The organism is Kitasatospora sp. NPDC101176, assembly GCF_044768035.1.
In the GTDB taxonomy this organism is placed as follows: Bacteria; Actinomycetota; Actinomycetes; order Streptomycetales; family Streptomycetaceae; genus Kitasatospora.
The window spans coordinates 113,087-131,032 of sequence record NZ_JBIWPA010000012.1 but is presented as its reverse complement, the minus strand read 5'-3'; the positions used below and the strand labels follow the sequence as shown (position 1 = coordinate 131,032).

The following is a 17,946-nucleotide window of genomic DNA, read 5'->3' as shown; positions in this document are numbered from 1 at the left end:
CGTCCTCGTTTTTTGGGGGGGTGTGCACGATCGTGCACGATCATCATTGGTCCGGCCGCCGGAGGAACACAACGCGACGGGGCGGCGGATCCCGCGTTTCACTCCTTCGAGCGGCGTTACCTCTCCAGCGTTGACACAGCCCTCGCGTCGCGGCCCGCGCCGCACCAAAACCCTGTGTTCATCCCGGATTTGATCGCCGGCTCCCCCTACTGTGGGGGCCGCCCCCCTCCACGTCCTGCCGCCAGGAGGAAGTTCGTGTCGAATTCGTCGGCCCCGACGCCACCCGCAGGCCGGGCCGTTGTCATCACCGGAGCCTCCTCGGGCCTGGGGAAGGCCTGCGCGCTCCAGCTGTCCCGGGTGGGCTTCCACGTCTACGCCGGAGTCCGGCGCCCCGAGGACGGGGAACGGCTGCACGCCGCCGCCACCGGACGACTCACCCCCGTGGTCCTCGACGTGACGGACGAGGAGTCGGTCCGGAACGCCGTGCGCGCGATCGCCGGGCCGGCCGGTACGGCGGGGCTGTACGGGCTGGTCAACAACGCGGGCATCGCCGTCACGGCCCCGCTGGAGTGCGTACCGCACGACCTGATGCGACGTCAGATCGAAACCAACGTGATCGGTCAACTGCTGGCCATCCAGAGCTTCCTCCCCCTCCTGCGAGCAGGAGTCGGACGGATCGTCAACGTCACTTCGGGCCTCGGGAACGTCGCCATCCCCTACCTCGGCGCCTACGCCGCGGCCCAGTTCGCCAAGGAGGCCCTCAGCGACGCGCTGCGCCGGGAGCTCGCCCCGCAGCGGATCCCCGTTGTGGTGGTCCAGCCCGGCGCCGTCCTCACCCCGCTCTGGGGCAAGATGTCCGACGAGGGGAACCGGGCGCTGGAGAGCGCCCCGGCACCGGTCCAGGACCTCTACAACGGCACGTTCCCACGGTTCATGAAGGCCAACGAGACCTCGGCCAGGACCAGCCGCACGACCCCCGACGACGTCGCCCGGGTGGTCTTCCGCGCCCTGGTCACCAAGCGGCCCAGGACCCGCTACGGCGTCGGCCGCGACGCGGTCGGCAGCCGCGTGCTGGCCCGGCTGATGCCCGACCGGGCGATCGACCGGATCCTCAACGGCATCGTCACATCCGCCCGTTGAAGACGAGCTGCGCGAATCCCCCCACACACACAACACCACGAGAGGAAAGTCGGTATGACCACGTCGCAGGAACTGAAGGACCTGTTCACCCACAGCCTGGACCTGCTGTCGGAGGCGAGGATCGAGGAGTGGATCGACCTCTTCGCCGAGGACGGAATCCTCGAATTCCCCTACCCGGCCTGGGGTCTGCCCTCCCGCATGCAGGGCCGGAAGGAACTGCTCGCCCAGATGACGATGTTCCGTGAGCAGCTGAAGGTCGACTTCTCCGAACCCGAGTTCTACACCGCCGACGCGGACGACCTGGTCATCGCGGGCTTCACCGGCGAGTGCACGCTGCTCGCCACCGGCGGCCAGTACCTCCAGACCTACCTGTCGGTGGTCCGCTTCGAGCAGGGCCTGATCGCTCTCTACCGTGACTTCTGGGACCCCTGGTCCGTGATGGCGGCGGCCGGCGGCGAGCTCGCCTGGAAGCAGCTGTTGCCGACGATGGCCCGGGGTTGACGACCCCGTTCGCCCCCTCCCTCCCCGCGCATGTCCGCGCCCAGTGCACGTGAGCCACGACCCCGCCACGAAGGGGATCACCATGACCGAACCGTCAACGACCGCACCGTCAACGACCGAACAGTCGGCGACCGCCATGGACGAGCTGTGGAAGCTGGTGTACACCAGCTTCCGGTTCCCGTTCCTGCACGCCGCACTACGCCTGGAATTGTTCGCCCTGCTCAGAGAGCGGCCGGGCAGCACTCTCGACGAGATCGTCGCCGCGCTGGGGCTGGAGAAGCGTGCCGGTCACGTGTTGCTGCTGGGATGCTGTGCGTTCGATCTCGTGCGCAAGGACGGCCAGGCGTACTACAACACCGCCGCGACCGATCTGGTGGCGGGCGATCCCGGCGAGTTCATGCCGGTCATCATCCGCTACACGCACGAGATGTTGTACCGGCCGATCGGCTGGCTCTACGAATCGCTGGTGCACAACGACAACCTGGGGTTGCACCGCGAACTCCTCGCCGGCTCGTCGGCAACCACGCTCTACGAACGCCTGGCCGAGGACGAGAACCTCGAGAAGCTGTTCACCGCCATGATGGAGCACCAGAGCCGCTCGGCGGTCGAGGACCTGGTCAACGCCCTGGACCTCTCGCCGTATCGCCGTGTCCTGGACGTCGGCGGGGGCACCGGTACCAATGCCATCGGCTTCGCCCGACGCTGGCCCGACCTCCGGGCAACCATTCTCGAACTGCCGAACGTGGCGAAGACGGCGAACGACCGGATCGCCGAGGTCGGCCTGTCCGAGCGGATCCGCGCGGTGGGAACCGACGTTCTGCAGGACGAACTCCCCACGTCCCACGACTGCGTCCTGTTCTCCCGCTTCCTGGAGATCTGGTCTCCGGAGCAGGTCCGCGACCTCTTCGAGCGGGCCTACCGGGCGCTGGAACCGGGCGGTCACCTGGTGATCGTCACCTGCGCCCAGGAGGACGACGAGACCGGTCCCGTGCACGCCGCGTTCCTGTCGGCGTACCTCCACACCGTCGCATCGCCCGAGGGCCGCACCTACACCCCGCGGGAATTCGAGCAGTGGTACACCGAAGCGGGTTTCGAGCCGCTGGACCGCCAGACCTCCGGGCGGTTCGACGTCGTCCTCCGCGCCCGCAAGCCGGTGTCCGGCTGAGCCCGACCTCACCGGGATGACCCCGGGTGTGCGGTTCCGCTCGTTCCTCCGGCCTTCTGCGCGACGGTGGCGGCCGCCAGGGGCCCGGTGGGGTCCTCCTGCCGGGCCGACGGGCCCCTGGCCCCCGGCAGGCCGACCAGTACGCGCCTAGGCTGGTCAGTGGCGTCGGGCGAGGCACGGAGGATTCCTTGGGCAGCGATGCGGAGCAGTCCGCCCCAGTGCCGAAGCTGCGGCTGGACGAGCTCCTGGACGAGCTCCAGGGCCGGTTGGACGCGGCCCGGGGTACCCGCGACCGGGTGCACAGCCTGTTGGAGGCCGTGCTCGCGGTGGGCCGTGATCTGGAGCTGGCCCAGGTGCTGCGGCACATCGTGGAGGCGGCGGTCACCCTGGTGGACGCCGAGTACGGCGCGCTCGGCGTGATCGGCGAGGACCAGCGGCTCTCCCAGTTCATCCCGGTCGGCGTCACCGACGGCGAGGTCAGGCTGATCGGCTCGCTGCCGTCCGGCCACGGGGTGCTGGGTGAGCTGATCCGCCACCCCGAGCCGCTGCGGCTCGCGCGGATCTCCGAGCACCCCGCGTCCTACGGCTTCCCGGCCAACCACCCGCCGATGGGCACCTTCCTGGGCGTGCCGATCCGGATCCGGGACAGGGTCTTCGGCAACCTCTACCTCACCGAGAAGCGCGGCGGCGCCGAGTTCGACGCCGAGGACGAGTCGGTGCTCGCGACCCTGGCCGTCGCCGCCGGCGTTGCGATCGACAACGCCCGGCTCTACGCCCGGGCCCGGCAGCGGCAACGCTGGCTGGAGGCGAACGCCGAGATCACCCGCAGCCTGCTCTCCGGAAGCGGGGAGCAGGAGGTGCTGGACCTGCTGCTCGCCCGGGCCACCGATATCGCCGGCGCGGATCTCGCCGTCGTCGCTCTGCCGCTGGCGGACACCGGTGAGCTGGAGGTGCGGATCGCGGTCGGTCTCGGCGCGCAGCAGCACCGCGGGCTGGTGCTCCCGGTGGAGGGCTCGTTCGTCGGCACGGCCGCGCGCACCGGCGGGCTCGTGGTGAGTCCCGACGTCCGGAAGGACCCCAGGATCACCGTCGGCCCACCGCGCTGGCGGGGCCTGGGGCCCGCGGTCGCGGTACCGATCGGCACCTCCGAACGCGGGATCCGCGGTGTGCTGATGCTGGCCCGGGCGGCGGGCGCGCCGCTGTTCGAAGAAGGGGAGTCCAGGCCGCTGCTGGGCTTCGCCGGCCAGGCGGCGGTGGCGATGGAGCTTGCCGAGCACCGCCGGGACTCCGAACAGATCGCCCTGCTGCGGGAACGCGACCGGATCGCCCGTGACCTGCACGACTTGGCGGTCCAGCGCCTCTTCGCCACCGGGATGACCCTCCAGGGCGCCACGCGCTTCATCGAGCACCCCGAGGCCACCGATCGGGTCCTGCGGGCGATCGACGACCTGGACGAGACCGCCAAGACCATCCGCGCCACCATCTTCGGCCTGCGCCTGCGCGAGTCGGGCCCGGCGGCGGCCGGCCTTCGGGCCCGGCTCGTCGAGGTGGCCGAACGCGCCGCCCGCGCCCTCGGCTTCGCCCCGGCCCTGCGGATGACCGGCCTGATCGACGTCACCGTCCCCGCCGACATCGCCGACGCCGCCGTCGCCGTCCTGGAGGAGGCCCTGTCCAACGCCGCCCGCCACGCGCAGGCCGGTGCGGTCGGCGTGTCGGTCACCGCCGGACCCGAGCTGGTCGTCGCCGTCACGGACGACGGCGTCGGCCTTCCCGAAGAAGGCCGCCGCAGCGGCCTGGCCAACCTGGCCGACCGCGCCGCCGCTCTGGGCGGCACCTTCACCGCCCGCCGCCGCCCGGAGGGCGGCACCGCACTGGAGTGGCGGGTGCCGCTGCCGAAACCCTAGGCCTCCCCCTCCAGGACGTCCCCGGCGGGCAGACGGGGCGTGGGGGCGCCCTCGGGACCGTAACCGAGGCGGATCAGCATCTGGACGTAGCCGGGGGGTCGGCGCGGATCGCGGGTCTCCCAGCGCAGGTGGGGCCACTCCATCGCCTGGTGGAGCAGGGAGGCGCGGACGCCGTGGACGGTGGCGGCGAGCAGGACGTGTTCCAGGCCGATCCCGGCGCGCAGCCAGTCCGTCGGGGTGTCGCGTTCCGTCGTGAGCACGGCGATGCGCGGCTCGTGTTCGAAGGTGGCGGGCGTCCGGTGTTCGGCGGGGCGGATGGCGGCGAAGTCCCGCATGGGCAGCTGACCCATGCGGTCCTGGGGGCCGAGCGCACCGGCCGGGACGCCGTAGGGCGGCACGTTCCCGCTGCGGATCCAGGTCCGACTCTCCGTCCGCTGGGCCTCGTCGGTGGTGTTGCGGCGTTCGGCCTCGGCGGTGAGGTGGAGCAGCCGGGCCGTCTCGTCGTGGTCGGGCAGCCGGAGGGCGGTGTCTTCCGTTCGGGCGACCGCCACGAGGTGGTCGAGTACCGCCGGCGCGAGGGGTTCGTCGGTGAAGGGCGTGCGGACGGAGTGGCGGTGCCAGATCGCCTCGTAGAGCTCCTCCGTGCCGGGCGGCATCGCCGAAGCCGGGGTGTCGAGGCCGACGGCGGCGAACAGGTCGGGCTCGGCCGGGTCGGGGAGCAGCCGCACGTCGGGGGCCCAGCCGAGGTGGCGGGCGGCGATCCGCAGGTTGAGGACGGCCGCTCCGACGGAGATGTGCATCGCCCGGCCCCGGGGGTCGGCGGCCGGGACCGCCCGTTCACGGGCGGCACGGACCTCCAGCGTCGAGGTGTCGGGCTGGAGTCTGAACCGCCAGGGCTGGCTGTTGTGGATCGAGGGCGCGGCGACCGCCGCGGAGACGAGCTTCTCCAGTGCGGCGGCGTCGAGGGTGAGGGTGGTCATGGCGCTCTCCGGGGACGGGGCGTGGTCAGCCGGAGCCCGGCCCGCCGCGCAGGACGCCCAGGCGCTGCCGGTACTCGTCGTGGTCGATCTCGCCGCGGGCCAGCCGCTCGGCGAGGACCTGCTCGGGGGTGGGCCGGTCCGGGGTGGGCCGGTCGGTGGCGCCGGTGGGCGGCGGGGCCGTGGGGTGGTGCTGGGTCGTGCGGCCGACGTACCTGACCAGGGCGACCACACCGACGGCCAGGAGCGCCCAGAAGAGCAGCATGCTCACGGTCATCAGGCCGATGCCCCAGCCGTTCATTCCATGATCGTTCCAGTACATCATCACGGGCTCCTCGGCCGGGTGGGTGAGGCTGCTGCCTCACCTCCACCGTGCGGCCCGGTCCCGGATCCGCGCTTGGGCCGATCGGTCCGATCGCCGGGGTCCGACGGCCGTGATCGCGACGCTCACTGCGGGCGCTGGTGGTGGTGTTCGGGCTGCTCCGCGTGGGCGGCGAGGACGGCGGCCTGGAGGCGGCGTTCGACGCCGAGCTTGGCGAGCAGGCGCGAGACGTGGTTCTTCACGGTCTTCTCGGCGAGGTACAGCTCCCGGCCGATCTGCCGGTTGGTCTTTCCCTCACCGACGAGGGCGAGGATCTCCCGTTCGCGCGGTGTGAGGCCGGCGAGGGCCGCGTCCGACTCGCTCTCCTCGTGGCGGCGCAGGCTCTCCATCAGCTGGCGGGTGGTGGCCGGATCGAGCATCGACTGGCCGGAGGCCACCGTCCGTACCGCGCTCACCAGGTCCGCGCCCTTGACCTGCTTCAGCACGTAGCCGGCCGCGCCGGCCATGATCGCGTCGAGGAGGGCGTCGTCGTCGTCGAAGGAGGTCAGCATCAGGCAGACCAGGTCGGGCATCCGGTCGCGGAGTTCCCGGCAGACGGTGACGCCGTCGCCGTCCGGCAGCCGGACGTCGAGGACGGCGACGTCCGGACGCAGCGCCGGTACCCGGGCGATGGCCTGCGCGCAGGTGCCCGCCTCGCCGACGACCTCGATGTCGGGCTCGGCCTCCAGCAGGTCACGGACACCGCGCCGGACCACCTCGTGGTCGTCCAGCAGGAACACCCGTACGGGCTGGGGCGTGTCCATGTCCTGGCTCCCTGGGTGTGCGCGGGCGGCGACATCACCGATTCTGCGCGCCCGGACCTGCCCGCGCACCGCGGTCGGCCGCGCGGTTCGGCGGCGACCGGTCTGCTCAGGCCGCCGCGGCGAGCCGTAGTTCGACGCCCACGACGCCCGGGACGGAACGCACCAGCCGTGCCAGGACCGGCGCGGAGAGGGCGTCGGGCAGGTCGCCGGACAGGGTGATCCGGCCGTTCTCGGAGCGGACGTCGGTATTCACGACGGCGGCCGGACCGAGGGTGGCGACCAGCTCGAAGCGGACCCGGTCGGCGAGCTCGCGGTCGTCGTCGAGGTAGACCTTCAGCAGGTCGCCCCGACTGACGATGCCCACCAGGTAGTCCTCGTCGTCCACGACCGGCAGCCGCTTGAGGTGGCCGTGGGCCATCGCCCGCGCCGCTTCGTTGATCGGGCTGCCGGGGTGCACGGTGACCGCCGGGACGGACATCATCCGCCCGGCCGTCAGGGCGTCGGCCCGCTCGCCGTCGCCGTCCCGGGCGGTGAGCAGGTCGGCCTCGGAGACCACTCCGACCACCCGGCCGTCGCCGGTCAGCACGGGGACCGCGCTGACCCGCCAGCGCTGCAGGGTGTCGGCGATCTCGCGGAAGTCCGCGTCGCGGCCCACGGCCACGACCGCGTGGGTCATCACGTCGGCGACGGTGCTCGGTGCGCTGATCACGATGACCTCCTAGGACGCCGCGCGGTAGGCGCGGGGGTGTTCCACGGCCGGGGCGGTGTCGTCCTCGGTCCAGTCGAGGGTGTGGTGGACCGCGACCACTCCGTCCACTCCGCGGCAGAGCTGCTCGGCGATCGGGATCAGGCTCCGGCGCGGCAGCCGCCCCCTCAGGGTGACCACGCCGTCGTCGACCGCCACCTGGACGTCCCCCGGGGCGAGCCAGAGGGTCTGGCCGAGCACGTCGTGGGCGATCTCGTCCCGGATGGCCGCGTCGTGGCGCAGGAAGACCTCCAGCAGGTCGCGGCGGCTGACGATGCCGACCAGACGGCCCACCTCGTCCACCACGGGCAGACGCTTGACCTTGTGCTTGTCCATGGCCCGGGCGGCCTCGGGAACCGACCAGCCTGGGCGGGCGGTGACCGCGGGGCTGGTCATCAGCCCGCCGGCGGTCTCGGCCTCCGCGCGGGCACGGTCCTTCGCGTCCAGCCAGCGGCCCGGGAAACGACCCTCCGGATCCGGCAGCACGGCCTCCTTGCGGAGCAGGTCGGCCTCGGACACCATGCCCAGCAGCCGGCCCTGATCGTCGATCACCGGGATCGCGGTGATGTCGTTGCGGTGGAACAGTGCCGCGACCTCCTTGAACGCCGTGTCGGGCCTGGCGGTGACGACCTCGTGGGTCATCACGTCGTTGACGCTGCGGTGCTGCATCGTCCTCACTCCTCCTGAGGTGGTCCCGCCTCCAATGTCCGCTCGTCGAAGGGCGCCGGACAGGGCCGGACGGTCCATGCCGCCGGGTACGGTTCGGCCCAGGACAACACTGCCGAACGGCGGGACGATGGGACCCCGAGTCCCGCTGGAGGCGGCCATGGCGACGGACATCACGACGGCCACCGACGAACCCCGACCGAAGCCCCGGCCGGGCCTGCTGACGTTCCTCGGCGGCGTGGGCACCGTCACCGGCAGCAAGTTCCTGGTCGAGACCGACCGCGCTCGCCTGATGATCGACTGCGGCCTGTTCCAGGGCCTGGCCGAGCTGCGCCGCCGCAACCGGCGCCCGCTCCCCCTGGACCCCGCCGACGTCCAGGCCGTCGTACTCACCCACGCCCACCTGGACCACTGCGGGTACCTTCCCCGACTCGAAACCGGCACCACGAGGAGACCGCCGCACGCGAGTGGTTCGCCCAAGCGCTGGAACGCACCCTGGCTCGCGGCGGCACCGTCGTGATCCCGTCCTTCGCCGTCGACCGCACCGAGGTCGTGCTGCACCAGCTCACCGAGCTTCGACGCAACGGCCGACTGGCGGCCGACGTCCCCGTCTACGTGGACAGCCCGATGGCGCTGGCCACCCTGCAGATCTACCGGGAGGCCTTCGCCGACGGCTCCGCCCAACTGCGCCCCGGCATCGTCGCCCAGGGCCCGAGTGCCCTGGACCCGCAGCCGTTCACCCTGATCCGCTCCCTCCAGGAATCACTCGGCCTGCAGCACGCGCACGGACCCGCCGTCATCGTCTCCGCCTCCGGCATGGCCACCGGCGGCCGCGTCGTCCACCACCTCGCCCGCATGCTCCCGGACGCCCGCAACACCGTCGTCGTGGTGGGCTACGCCGCCGCCGGCACCCGCGCCCGGGATCTGGTCGACGGTTCCCGCGCCCTGAAGATGTACGGCACCTACGTCCCGGTGCGTGCCGAGGTCGTGAACGTGCCCGCATTCTCCGCGCACGCCGACGCCGCCGAGATCGTCGAATGGCTGCGCCCGGCACCACCGCCCAGCGCGGTCTACCTCGTCCACGGCGAGCCCGAGGGCTCGGAGGCGCTGCGGGACCGGATCGACCGCGAACTCGGCTGGACGGCCGTGGTGCCGCGCTCGGGCGAGCGGGTGCTCGTCCGCTGACCCGAGCCGACGTACGGAGGCCGGGCGGTCGGGCAGGACCGGAGGGCGGGAATGTGTCGCGCGGCCTGCCGTCGAAGATGCCCTGCTTCGCGGTGGTCACTCCCCCTCGGCGACCGCCGGGCGCCGTAGCCGCCGCAGGTAGGGGTCGAAGGACGGCCGGCGTTCCAGGCGGACCCGGGCGTCCACGCCGACGGCGCCGTCCGGGCGGACGACGACCGGGTTGAGGTCGGCCTCGACGACCTCCGGGAAGTCCTCGGCGAGCCGGGACAGCCGGGCGAGGACGGACCGGACCGCGGCGAGGTCCGCGGGCGGTGCCCCGCCGGTTCCCGACAGCAGCGCCGCGCAACAGAGCTCGGCGACCATGGTGGTCAGGTCGCGCTCGCTCAGCGGGGCGAGCCGGGCCGCCCGGTCGGCCAGGACATCCGCGGCGGTGCCGCCCATCCCGAGCACGACGAGCGGACCGAAGACCTGGTCCTGGACGATGCCCGCGAGGAGCTCGATGCCGGGCGCGGCCATCGGCTGGACCACGACTCCGGCCAACTCCGGGCCGAACCGCCGAGCGAACTCCCGGTACACGGAGCGTACTTCGGCATCGGTGGCGAGACCGGTGCGGACGGCGCCCAGCGCGCTCTTGTGCACCTGACCGGGCCAGTACGCCTTCAGCGCCGCCCTCCCCTCGTGCCCGAGCCGGCGCAGCCCCCTCGCGGCTGCGACCGCCGCGTGCTCGTCGCGCGCCCACACCGAGGTGGTCAGCGGCAGCCCGTAGGCCTCCAGCAGGTCTGCGGTCGACAGCGGATCGAGCCAGCCGCCCTCGGGGTGGACGGCGAGGTAGCGGTCGACCAGGCTGCCCGCAGTGCGCCGGTCGCAGTCGGGCGGGTCCGCCTCGGCGGAGGCCGGTTCGGCGAGCCACCGGGCGCGGTCCCGGGCGTGACCGAGGGCACGTGCCGCAGCGACGCTGTCCGAGTAGACCGGCAGCACGCCCCCGTCGGCGCACGTCCGGTAGCACACGGGCACCTGCTGGTCGAGCAGGACGGCGGCGATCGGGATGCGGCGCCGGGCCGGCCCCTCGAGCAGGGCGTACACCGGATCGCGGTCGGGTGTGACGCCGAGCGCCGTCGGCACCAGGCACACCAGGATCGCGTCGATGCCCGGCTCACGCTCCAATGCCCTGAGGAGGTGGGTGAGTTCGACCGGGGTCACCGCCGCCGTGGTGTCCACCGGGTTGCGCACGGAGGCACCGGGTGGCAGCAGGTCAGCGAGGCCTACCGGGAGTTCCGGCAGGAGCAGCCCGGCATCGGCGCAGGCGTCCGCGGCCAGGATGCCGATGCCGCCGGCGTTCGACACCACGGCGACCGCACCCCGCGGAGCGGGCAGCGGCTGGGCGTGCAACAGGGCGGCGGCCTCGACGAGTTCATCGATGCTTCGCGTGGCCGTGATGCCGGCCTGCCGGAACAGCGCCTCCCGGGTGACGGTCGGCGTGGCGGCGGCCGCGGTGTGCGAGGCCGCGCCCCGGCGGCCGGCGGTGGAGCGTCCGGCGTCCACGGTCAGCACCGGGATCGTCCGGGTCACCCGGCGGGCGGTGCGGCCGAAGGCGCGCGGGCTGCCGAAGGACTCCAGGTGCAGCAGCGCGAGGTCGGTGCGGTCGTCGGCCTCCCACCACTGGAGCAGGTCGTTTCCGCTGACGTCGTACTTGTCGCCGAGCGAGACGAAGCTCGACACCCCGATGCCCAGCCAGGCCAGCCGCTGGAGCAGGGCGATCCCCACGCCACCGCTCTGCACGGCGATCCCGGCGCTGCCGGGCCTGGGGAACGCGCCCCCGAACTCGGCGTCCAGCCGGACGGCCGGATCGGTCTGGGCCGTGCCCAGGCTGTTCGGCCCGACCACGCGCATGCTGTGCCGGCGGCAGGCCCTCATCAGCCCGCGGGCCTGGTGCGCATCGAGCCCGGAGGTGAGCACCACCAGCGCGCGCACCCCGACGGCGCCGCACTCCTCGGCCACCCCCGGGACGGCGCCGGCGGGTACGGCCAGCACGACGAGGTCCGGTACGGCGGGCAGCGCTCGGACGGATGGGAATGCGGGCCGGCCGTCGATCTCCCCGGCGCGCGGGTTGACCGCCCACACCTCGCCCGCGAAGCCACCCCGCCGGATCCTCCCGAGGACGGTGCGCCCCACCGAGCCCGACCGCCGGGACACCCCCACCACCGCGACGGAGGCCGGCCGCAGCAGCCCCGCCAGACTCGCGACACCGGCACGGCGGCCGCGTTCGTCCACGGCCGAGCGGTACCGCTCGTCACGCTCGTCCAGCGGCACCCGGATCCTCACCTCGCCCTGCGCGCAGCGGCGCTCGACCGGCAGCCCCAGGTCGGCGAAGACCCGGTGGACGGCCCGGTTGCCGAACAGCGTGTCGGCCTCGAAGAAGCGGATCCCGCGCTGCCGGGCAGCGTGCACCAGGTGCTCCAGCAGCAGAGTGGCCGCGCCTCGGCCGTGCCAGCGATCGGCCACCACGAGTGCCAGCTCCGCCGTCTCCGAGGGCTCGTCCAGCACCTCGCAGTCCGCCTCGCCGACCAGTTCCTCCCCCGCCCAGGCCCCGAACCCCAGCAGGCCGGACCGCGGAGGCCCGCACAACCGGTCGGCGGCCTGCTCGGGTGCGTTGCGGCTGACCCCGAAGAACCGCATCCGACGGCTCTCCTCGGACATCCCGGCCGTGTGCAGGCCGAGGACCGCTCGGTGATCGTCGGGGCCGAGCGGACGGATCTCGACGGTGGTGCCGTCGGCCAGCAGGGCCTCGGCGGTGCTGTGCGGCTGCTGCACGGTGGACATGGCAGATCTCCTCGGCCGTCGCCGTTCTCCCCCTTCAGCTTCCGCTCCCACCCTTCGTTCCGGGAGGGCCGACCGGCCCAGCCAGGGGGCTCCGGTCCCGCGGCAGCCGCGCTCGACGGCCCCGGAAACACACCGACCGGGCAGCGGGCCGGACGTGGCGACGCGCGGCCCGGCGGCGCGGTGCGCAGACTGGGAGGCAGGCCGGTCGGCACGGAGGTGGTGAGGTGGCAGCGCACCCCACAGAGGGCTATCCGGTCATGCCGGACCCGTGGACCCTCCGCTACCGGGGCTTCGACCCCGCCGAGGAGGGGCTGCGGGAGGCCCTGTGCGCGGTCGGCAACGGCTACGTGGTCACCCGGGGCGCCGCACCCGAGTCGGTCGCCGACGGCGTCCACTACCCGGGGACGTACCTGGCCGGCTGCTACGACCGCGCGGAGTCGACGGTCTCGGGGCGGGTGGTGAGCAACGAGGACCTGGTCAACTGCCCGAACTGGCTGCCGCTGACCTTCCGCCCGTCCGACGGCGTCCGGTTCGCCGGCCCGCCCGCCGAACAGACCCTGGAGCTGGACCTGCGCCGGGGCGTGCTGACCCGAACGGCGCTCGTGGTCGACGGCCGGGGGCGGCGGACCCGGTTGGTGCAGCGCCGCCTCGCCAGCCAGTCCCGCCCGCACCTCCTCGCCCTGGAAAGCACGTTCACCCCGGAGAACTGGTCCGGCCGGCTGGAGGTCCGCTCGGGTCTGGACGGCCGGGTCGCCAACACCGGCGTGCACCGTTACCGAGGGCTCACCGAGCACCACCTCACCCCGGTCGGGCAGGGGGTGGACGAGGACGGGCTGCTCTGGATGGAGGTCGGCGCGGCGAACTCTCCGCTACGGATCGCCCTTTCCGCCCGGACGCGTTCGGACCGAGCGCAGGCGGCCACCGAGTGCCGCGAGGGCTGGACGGCCCACCTCCTCACCGTGGACGCCGAGTGCGGCCGGCCAATCACGGTCGAGAAGACCGTGGCGCTGTACACCTCACGCGACCGGGCGATCGAGACCCCGCTGCGCGCCGCCCGGCTGCTCGCCGCCGAGGCCGGGACCTTCGAGGAGCTGCTGTCCGAACACGCCCTGCGCTGGTCGGAGTTGTGGAGCCGATGCCGGATCGAGGCCGACTTCGACGGCATCGCCCCGCTGCACCTGAACCTGTTCCACCTGCTCCAGACGTACTCCGAGCACTCCGTCGACCTCGACGTCGGTATCCCGGCCCGCGGGCTGCACGGGGAGGCCTACCGCGGCCACGTCTTCTGGGACGAGTTGTTCGTCCTGCGGCTGCTCAACCTCCGCTTCCCCGAACTCGCCCGCGCCGTGCTCCGCTACCGCCACCGCCGGCTGGACGCCGCCCGCCGGGAGGCCCACGAGGTCGGGCTGCACGGGGCGATGTACCCGTGGCAGAGCGCCGGCGACGGCCGGGAGGAGTCCCAGCAGCTGCACCTCAACCCGTTGTCCGGCCGTTGGCTGCCCGACCACAGCCACCTCCAGCGCCACGTCGGCTCGGCGGTCGCCTACAACGTCTGGCAGTACTACCAGGCCACCGGCGACCGGGACTTCCTCGCTTCGGCCGGCGCCGAGACGCTGCTGGAGATCGCCCGGTTCTGGTCCTCCGCCGCCACCTACGACCGGAGCCTCGGACGCTGGTCGATCCGCGGTGTGCTCGGACCCGACGAGTACCACGACGCCTACCCCTGGGAGGACCGGCCGGGCCTGGACGACAACGCGTACACCAACGTGCTCGCCTCCTGGGTGCTGGCGCGGGCCCAGGACGCCCTGGACGTCCTGCCCGCCTACCGCCGCGACGAGCTGCGCGAGCGCCTCGCCCTCGACGCCCTGGAGCTGGACCGCTGGCGGGAGGTCGGGCGGCACCTGTACGTCCCCGTCCACGAGGGCGTCCTCAGCCAGTTCGCCGGCTACGAACGGCTCGACGAGCTCGACTGGACGGCCTACGGGCGCCGCTACCCCGACCTGCGCCGCCTTGACCGGATCCTGGAGGCCGAGGGCGACACGGTCAACCGGTACAAGGCGTCCAAACAGGCCGACGTGCTGATGCTCTGGTTCCTGTTCTCCGCCCGTGAGGTCCGCGACCTGCTGCGCCGCCTCGGCCGTCCCGCCGGGCACGAGCTGCTCCGCCGCACCACCGACTACTACCTGCGGCGCACCGTCCACGGCTCGACGCTCAGCTCGGTGGTGCACGCCTGGGTGCTCACCCGCTCCGACCGCCGGGCCTCCTGGCGGTTCTTCCGCGACTCCCTGGTGGCCGACCTGCGCGACAGCCAACGCGGCACCACGGCGGAGGGCGTTCACCTGGGTGCCATGGCGGGCGCGGTGGACCTGCTGCAGCGCTGCTACACCGGTCTGGAGGTCCGCGAGGACGCCCTCTGGCTCGACCCGCACCTGCCGTCCGCGCTCGGCCGGCTGGAGCTGGAGCTGCGCTACCGGGGCCACTGGGGTCTCGGGGTCGCGGTCGACCGCCGGTCGGTCACGGTGAGCCTGCGCGAGGACCGCCAGGAGCCGGTGGCGATCCGTCTGCGCGGCACGCAGGCCGTGATCCGGCCGGGCGAGACCCGCCGTTTCCACCTGTGAACGCGCCCCTTCACCGACGCCCGGACCAGCGCGGTTCGACCTGCTCCCAGGCCGACTCCCAGTCCGCCTCCGCCAGCCGCTCCAGCCGGTGGCGCCGCAGCACGAAGGCACCCTCCACCGTCGACCCGAGCACGGCGACCGTGCCGAGTCCGATCACGACGCTGTCCGACAGGATTCGCTCGGTCCCCTTGGGCTCGCCGGCCGGCATTCCGGCGTCGTCGAGCCGGATCGGGACCGTCGCCCCGGCGGGGGTACCGACCGGGACCGCGATGCTCCCGGTTCCGGGGCCGGCCGGGTACGTCCAACCGGCCGGGGCGTGCGCCTGCGAGCTGCCCGCCCGCAGGCCGTCCGACAGCGCCGGCCCCGTGGTGACGGCGGTGACGGTGTGCCGGTGCCGGGCGGTCTGCTCCGCGGTGTGCGCCTCCGCGCGGAACACCGCCAGCGCCGCGACCGCCGCCACGACGAACGTGGCGAGGACCGTCACGGCCAGCCCGGTCACCAGGCGGCTGTACGCCCGGTCAAACGGGCGGCAGAGCGGATTGCGGTCCAGGCCGGCGGCCCGGCGGACGTGCTGCCGCAGGGTCGTGCGGGAGGCCGGTTGCCTGTGCGGGGTGGCTGCGACGGACATGACCGCCTCCTCCGGGCCGGGGTGGCATGGCTCTCGTGGATCAGTCTTCCGGGCCCGCGTTCGTCGGCCGAGGGCCTGACGGCCCTGGTGCCGGGCCCGAAGGGTCCCCCACCGCGGGCTCACCCGTCCCCAGCCGGGCGGCCGGGGAACCGCCGCCGACCACGGGGCAGCAGGGGAACCGGACGGACGACCGGGCGAGCGGCGCGAGCCCGTCCCGGCTACGGCCGCTCCGGCGAGTTCCCCCGCGACGACGTCGGAGTCCTCCGCAGACCGACCGCCGGGGCCGAACGGTCCCGGTCAGGGGCCATCCGGCCCCTGACCCACTCCGCAGGCGGTGGTCCCCTGGAGGTACGGACGGCCGGGCCGCTCCCGGCCCCCGCACCGAACCAGGGAGGCCGGCATGAGAGCCGCCGTGGGAGACCGCATCATCGTCCAGGGCACCCGGCCGGGCGCGGCCCGCAGGGACGGCGAGATCGTCGGGCTGCACCACCCGGACGGCAGCCCGCCGTACGACGTGCGCTGGTCCGACGACGGCCGGGTGACCGAGTACTTCCCCGGTCCGGACGCCCGGATCCACCACTTCGAGCACGAGGACACCTCCACGCCCGCGCCGCCGGCCCTGCACCTCTTCGCCGACTGACGGGCGCCTCCGCCGTGCCCCTCTCCACCCGTGGCTCCGACACCGTCTCCGGCCTGACCACTGCCGAGGCCGCACGGCGACTCGCCGAACACGGCCCGAACGAGATCACGGCCGACCGCCGCGTGCCGCTTGTGGGCCCGGGTCTCCGCCCAGCTGCGCGACCCCCTGATCACGGTGCTGCTCGCGGCCGTGGCGCTGACGCTCGCCATCGGCGACCGCCCCGACGCGGTGGTCTACCGGCGGCAGGGCGGGAGTCCGCGCCGGCTCACGGCCCCGCCCTCCCCGATCCGGTGGCACGCCCCGCGGTCCACCGGGTCCGCTGCCCGGCCGCCGTGTTCCGGCGCCGCTGGAGCGGACCCTCCGGCGGCGCGCTGGGGCCGAACGGCCCGAGTCCGGACGGTCCGCTCGGTGCGAGCCTGGAGGTGAGGAAAGGTGGAAGCGATGCACACCGTGATCGTGTACGAGAGCATGTACGGCAACACCCGCGAGATCGCCGAGGCCATCGCCGAGGGCGTCCACGAGGCCGATCCCTCCGCTGCCGTGGACTGTCTCCCGGTGGCCGAGGCCGACGGCGACCTCGCCCGCTCCGCCGATCTGCTGGTGGTCGGCGGCCCGACCCACATGCGCGGCATGTCCTCCGGGCTGAGCCGCCGGATGGCGGTCGCCGCCGAGTCGAAGAAGGAGGGCCGCGAGGAGGCCGCCGCCGAAGCCCGGGAGACCGCGGAGGGCCCGGGCCTGCGCCACTGGTTCCACGACCTCCCCAAGACCGAACCCGGTACCCACGCCGCCGCGTTCGACACCCGTGGCGCCACACCCGGCAGCGGGGGCGCCGCCGAGGGCATCGCCCACCGGCTCTCCCGCCACCACTACGACGTGGTCGCCGACCCCGAGGGCTTCATCGTCGAGGGCGCCGACGGGCCGGTCCGCACCGGCGAGCTCGACCGTGCCCGCGCCTGGGGCGCCAGCCTGGTCTGACGACCGGACCTGAGGGCTGCTGCCCTCACACTTCCGGCGCGGCCCCGGACGCCACCGCGTCCGAGGTCCTCGGTCCCGGCGCTCGGCCCCGCGTTCCGGCCAGGAAGGAGTGGCCGTCATGTCCACATCCGCCGCCTACCGCCCGGTCCGGCTCACCGCGGTTCCGGACCTGCCGCTGTCCCGTTGGCTGTGGCTGGTGAAGTGGCTCCTGGTGATCCCGCACTTCGTCGTGCTGTTCTTCCTGTGGATCGCCTTCGTCCTGGTGAGCGTGGTCGCCTTCTTCGCGATCCTCTTCACCGAGCGTTACCCGCGCGCCCTGTTCGACTTCAACCTCGGGGTGCTGCGCTGGAGCTGGCGCGTCTCCTACTACGCGTACGGCGCGCTGGGCACCGACCGCTACCCACCGTTCAGCCTGCGCGAGGAACCCGACTACCCGACCCGCCTCGACGTGGCCTACCCCGAACGGCTGTCCCGCGGCCTGGTCCTGGTGAAGTGGTGGCTGCTCGCGATCCCGCACTACCTGGTGGTCGGCGTGTTCCTCGGCGGCGGGCACGTCGGCTGGACCGAGACGGGGCTCGTCGGACTGCTTGTGCTGATCTCCGCCGTCGCCCTCGCCTTCACCGGCAGTTACCCCCGCGACCTCTTCGACCTGGTCATCGGCCTCGACCGCTGGGTGCTCCGGGTCGCCGCCTACGCGGCACTGATGACCGACGAGTACCCGCCCTTCCGCCTCGACCTGGGCGGCGACGAACCGGGCGGGGGCACGGCGTGACCTAGCCCCGCGGTTGCGCCCTCCGGACGCGCGCCGACGATCGACCCGGCGGCGGAACGCCACGACGGGTGTGCCACAGGCCGTC

The 17,946-nt window shown here is 73.4% G+C and carries 17 protein-coding genes and 1 pseudogene; 11 read left to right on the top strand and 7 right to left on the bottom strand.

Features of this window, described 5'->3' with window-relative positions; translation table 11 throughout:
• Positions 1-255 precede the first annotated feature (255 nt).
• The 4 genes from ACIRS1_RS18990 to ACIRS1_RS18975 all read left to right on the top strand — a co-directional run bounded on the left by ACIRS1_RS18990 (position 256) and on the right by ACIRS1_RS18975 (position 4,710).
• A complete protein-coding gene (locus ACIRS1_RS18990) occupies positions 256-1,140 on the top strand; it encodes an SDR family NAD(P)-dependent oxidoreductase (RefSeq protein WP_402841055.1) in 885 nt (294 codons plus the stop codon).
• A gap of 54 nt (positions 1,141-1,194) precedes the next feature.
• The gene (locus ACIRS1_RS18985) at positions 1,195-1,641 is read left to right on the top strand and encodes a nuclear transport factor 2 family protein (protein WP_360213289.1); all 447 of its coding nucleotides are present in this window, start codon (positions 1,195-1,197) and stop codon (positions 1,639-1,641) included.
• A gap of 82 nt (positions 1,642-1,723) precedes the next feature.
• Positions 1,724-2,806, top strand: a complete 1,083-nt coding sequence (locus ACIRS1_RS18980; RefSeq protein ID WP_402841052.1) for a methyltransferase — start codon at positions 1,724-1,726, stop codon at positions 2,804-2,806.
• Positions 2,807-2,994: 188 nt separating this feature from the next.
• Positions 2,995-4,710: a GAF domain-containing protein gene (locus ACIRS1_RS18975; protein WP_402841049.1), complete on the top strand. Its 1,716-nt coding sequence runs from the start codon at positions 2,995-2,997 to the stop codon at positions 4,708-4,710.
• On the opposite strand, the gene ACIRS1_RS18970 is transcribed toward ACIRS1_RS18975, so the two are convergent.
• The 5 genes from ACIRS1_RS18970 to ACIRS1_RS18950 all read right to left on the bottom strand — a co-directional run bounded on the left by ACIRS1_RS18970 (position 4,707) and on the right by ACIRS1_RS18950 (position 8,226).
• Positions 4,707-5,690 (bottom strand): Acg family FMN-binding oxidoreductase, encoded by a 984-nt coding sequence (locus ACIRS1_RS18970; RefSeq protein ID WP_402841046.1) that lies wholly within the window; start codon positions 5,688-5,690, stop codon positions 4,707-4,709. The genes ACIRS1_RS18975 and ACIRS1_RS18970 overlap by 4 nt on opposite strands.
• Positions 5,691-5,715: 25 nt before the next feature.
• Positions 5,716-6,012 (bottom strand): SHOCT domain-containing protein, encoded by a 297-nt coding sequence (locus tag ACIRS1_RS18965; protein ID WP_402841043.1) that lies wholly within the window; start codon positions 6,010-6,012, stop codon positions 5,716-5,718.
• A gap of 122 nt (positions 6,013-6,134) precedes the next feature.
• The gene (locus tag ACIRS1_RS18960; protein ID WP_402841040.1) at positions 6,135-6,812 is read right to left on the bottom strand and encodes a response regulator; all 678 of its coding nucleotides are present in this window, start codon (positions 6,810-6,812) and stop codon (positions 6,135-6,137) included.
• Between the two features lie 106 nt (positions 6,813-6,918).
• On the bottom strand, positions 6,919-7,521 hold the full coding sequence (locus ACIRS1_RS18955; RefSeq protein ID WP_402841037.1) for a CBS domain-containing protein: 603 nt from the start codon (positions 7,519-7,521) through the stop codon (positions 6,919-6,921).
• A 9-nt stretch (positions 7,522-7,530) separates the two neighbouring features.
• Positions 7,531-8,226 carry a CBS domain-containing protein gene (locus tag ACIRS1_RS18950; protein ID WP_402841034.1) on the bottom strand — a complete coding sequence of 232 codons (696 nt, stop codon included), beginning with the start codon at positions 8,224-8,226 and terminating at the stop codon, positions 7,531-7,533.
• A 157-nt stretch (positions 8,227-8,383) separates the two neighbouring features.
• On the opposite strand from ACIRS1_RS18950, the gene ACIRS1_RS18945 reads away from it, so the two are divergent.
• Entirely contained in the window at positions 8,384-8,743 is a 360-nt protein-coding gene (locus ACIRS1_RS18945; RefSeq protein WP_402841031.1) for an MBL fold metallo-hydrolase, read from the top strand.
• Complete coding sequence (locus tag ACIRS1_RS18940) at positions 8,740-9,408, top strand: MBL fold metallo-hydrolase RNA specificity domain-containing protein (RefSeq protein ID WP_402841029.1); 669 nt, start codon at positions 8,740-8,742, stop codon at positions 9,406-9,408. Before ACIRS1_RS18945 ends, ACIRS1_RS18940 begins: the two co-directional genes overlap by 4 nt.
• A gap of 96 nt (positions 9,409-9,504) precedes the next feature.
• Here the strand turns inward: ACIRS1_RS18940 and ACIRS1_RS18935 are convergent, their stop codons facing one another.
• On the bottom strand, positions 9,505-12,228 hold the full coding sequence (locus ACIRS1_RS18935; protein ID WP_402841026.1) for a GNAT family N-acetyltransferase: 2,724 nt from the start codon (positions 12,226-12,228) through the stop codon (positions 9,505-9,507).
• Between the two features lie 257 nt (positions 12,229-12,485).
• Between ACIRS1_RS18935 and ACIRS1_RS18930 the strand changes: the two genes are divergently transcribed.
• A complete protein-coding gene (locus tag ACIRS1_RS18930; RefSeq protein ID WP_402841023.1) occupies positions 12,486-14,846 on the top strand; it encodes a glycoside hydrolase family 65 protein in 2,361 nt (786 codons plus the stop codon).
• 10 nt (positions 14,847-14,856) lie between these two features.
• On the opposite strand, the gene ACIRS1_RS18925 is transcribed toward ACIRS1_RS18930, so the two are convergent.
• The gene (locus ACIRS1_RS18925) at positions 14,857-15,474 is read right to left on the bottom strand and encodes a hypothetical protein (RefSeq protein WP_402841021.1); all 618 of its coding nucleotides are present in this window, start codon (positions 15,472-15,474) and stop codon (positions 14,857-14,859) included.
• Positions 15,475-15,874: 400 nt separating this feature from the next.
• Between ACIRS1_RS18925 and ACIRS1_RS18920 the strand changes: the two genes are divergently transcribed.
• The 4 genes and pseudogenes from ACIRS1_RS18920 (at position 15,875) to ACIRS1_RS18905 (ending at position 17,861) form a co-directional block, all read left to right on the top strand.
• Positions 15,875-16,114 carry a DUF1918 domain-containing protein gene (locus ACIRS1_RS18920; protein WP_402841018.1) on the top strand — a complete coding sequence of 80 codons (240 nt, stop codon included), beginning with the start codon at positions 15,875-15,877 and terminating at the stop codon, positions 16,112-16,114.
• A gap of 14 nt (positions 16,115-16,128) precedes the next feature.
• A pseudogene (locus ACIRS1_RS18915) lies at positions 16,129-16,200 on the top strand (hypothetical protein); the annotation flags it as partial.
• A 355-nt stretch (positions 16,201-16,555) separates the two neighbouring features.
• The gene (locus ACIRS1_RS18910) at positions 16,556-17,089 is read left to right on the top strand and encodes a flavodoxin family protein (RefSeq protein ID WP_402841015.1); all 534 of its coding nucleotides are present in this window, start codon (positions 16,556-16,558) and stop codon (positions 17,087-17,089) included.
• A 118-nt stretch (positions 17,090-17,207) separates the two neighbouring features.
• Positions 17,208-17,861, top strand: a complete 654-nt coding sequence (locus tag ACIRS1_RS18905) for a DUF4389 domain-containing protein (RefSeq protein ID WP_402841012.1) — start codon at positions 17,208-17,210, stop codon at positions 17,859-17,861.
• The last annotated feature ends 85 nt before the right edge of the window (positions 17,862-17,946 follow it).

Bases quoted from the DNA above. Each gene is read 5' to 3' on its own strand.
- ACIRS1_RS18985 (WP_360213289.1), top strand. From the start codon at position 1,195: ATGACCACGTCGCAGGAACTGAAGGACCTGTTCACCCACAGCCTGGAC.
- ACIRS1_RS18980 (WP_402841052.1), top strand. From the start codon at position 1,724: ATGACCGAACCGTCAACGACCGCACCGTCAACGACCGAACAGTCGGCG.
- ACIRS1_RS18970 (WP_402841046.1), bottom strand. From the start codon at position 5,690: ATGACCACCCTCACCCTCGACGCCGCCGCACTGGAGAAGCTCGTCTCC.
- ACIRS1_RS18965 (WP_402841043.1), bottom strand. From the start codon at position 6,012: ATGATGTACTGGAACGATCATGGAATGAACGGCTGGGGCATCGGCCTG.
- ACIRS1_RS18960 (WP_402841040.1), bottom strand. From the start codon at position 6,812: ATGGACACGCCCCAGCCCGTACGGGTGTTCCTGCTGGACGACCACGAG.
- ACIRS1_RS18950 (WP_402841034.1), bottom strand. From the start codon at position 8,226: ATGCAGCACCGCAGCGTCAACGACGTGATGACCCACGAGGTCGTCACC.
- ACIRS1_RS18945 (WP_402841031.1), top strand. From the start codon at position 8,384: ATGGCGACGGACATCACGACGGCCACCGACGAACCCCGACCGAAGCCC.
- ACIRS1_RS18935 (WP_402841026.1), bottom strand. From the start codon at position 12,228: ATGTCCACCGTGCAGCAGCCGCACAGCACCGCCGAGGCCCTGCTGGCC.
- ACIRS1_RS18930 (WP_402841023.1), top strand. From the start codon at position 12,486: ATGCCGGACCCGTGGACCCTCCGCTACCGGGGCTTCGACCCCGCCGAG.
- ACIRS1_RS18925 (WP_402841021.1), bottom strand. From the start codon at position 15,474: ATGTCCGTCGCAGCCACCCCGCACAGGCAACCGGCCTCCCGCACGACC.
- ACIRS1_RS18920 (WP_402841018.1), top strand. From the start codon at position 15,875: ATGAGAGCCGCCGTGGGAGACCGCATCATCGTCCAGGGCACCCGGCCG.
- ACIRS1_RS18910 (WP_402841015.1), top strand. From the start codon at position 16,556: ATGCACACCGTGATCGTGTACGAGAGCATGTACGGCAACACCCGCGAG.
- ACIRS1_RS18905 (WP_402841012.1), top strand. From the start codon at position 17,208: ATGTCCACATCCGCCGCCTACCGCCCGGTCCGGCTCACCGCGGTTCCG.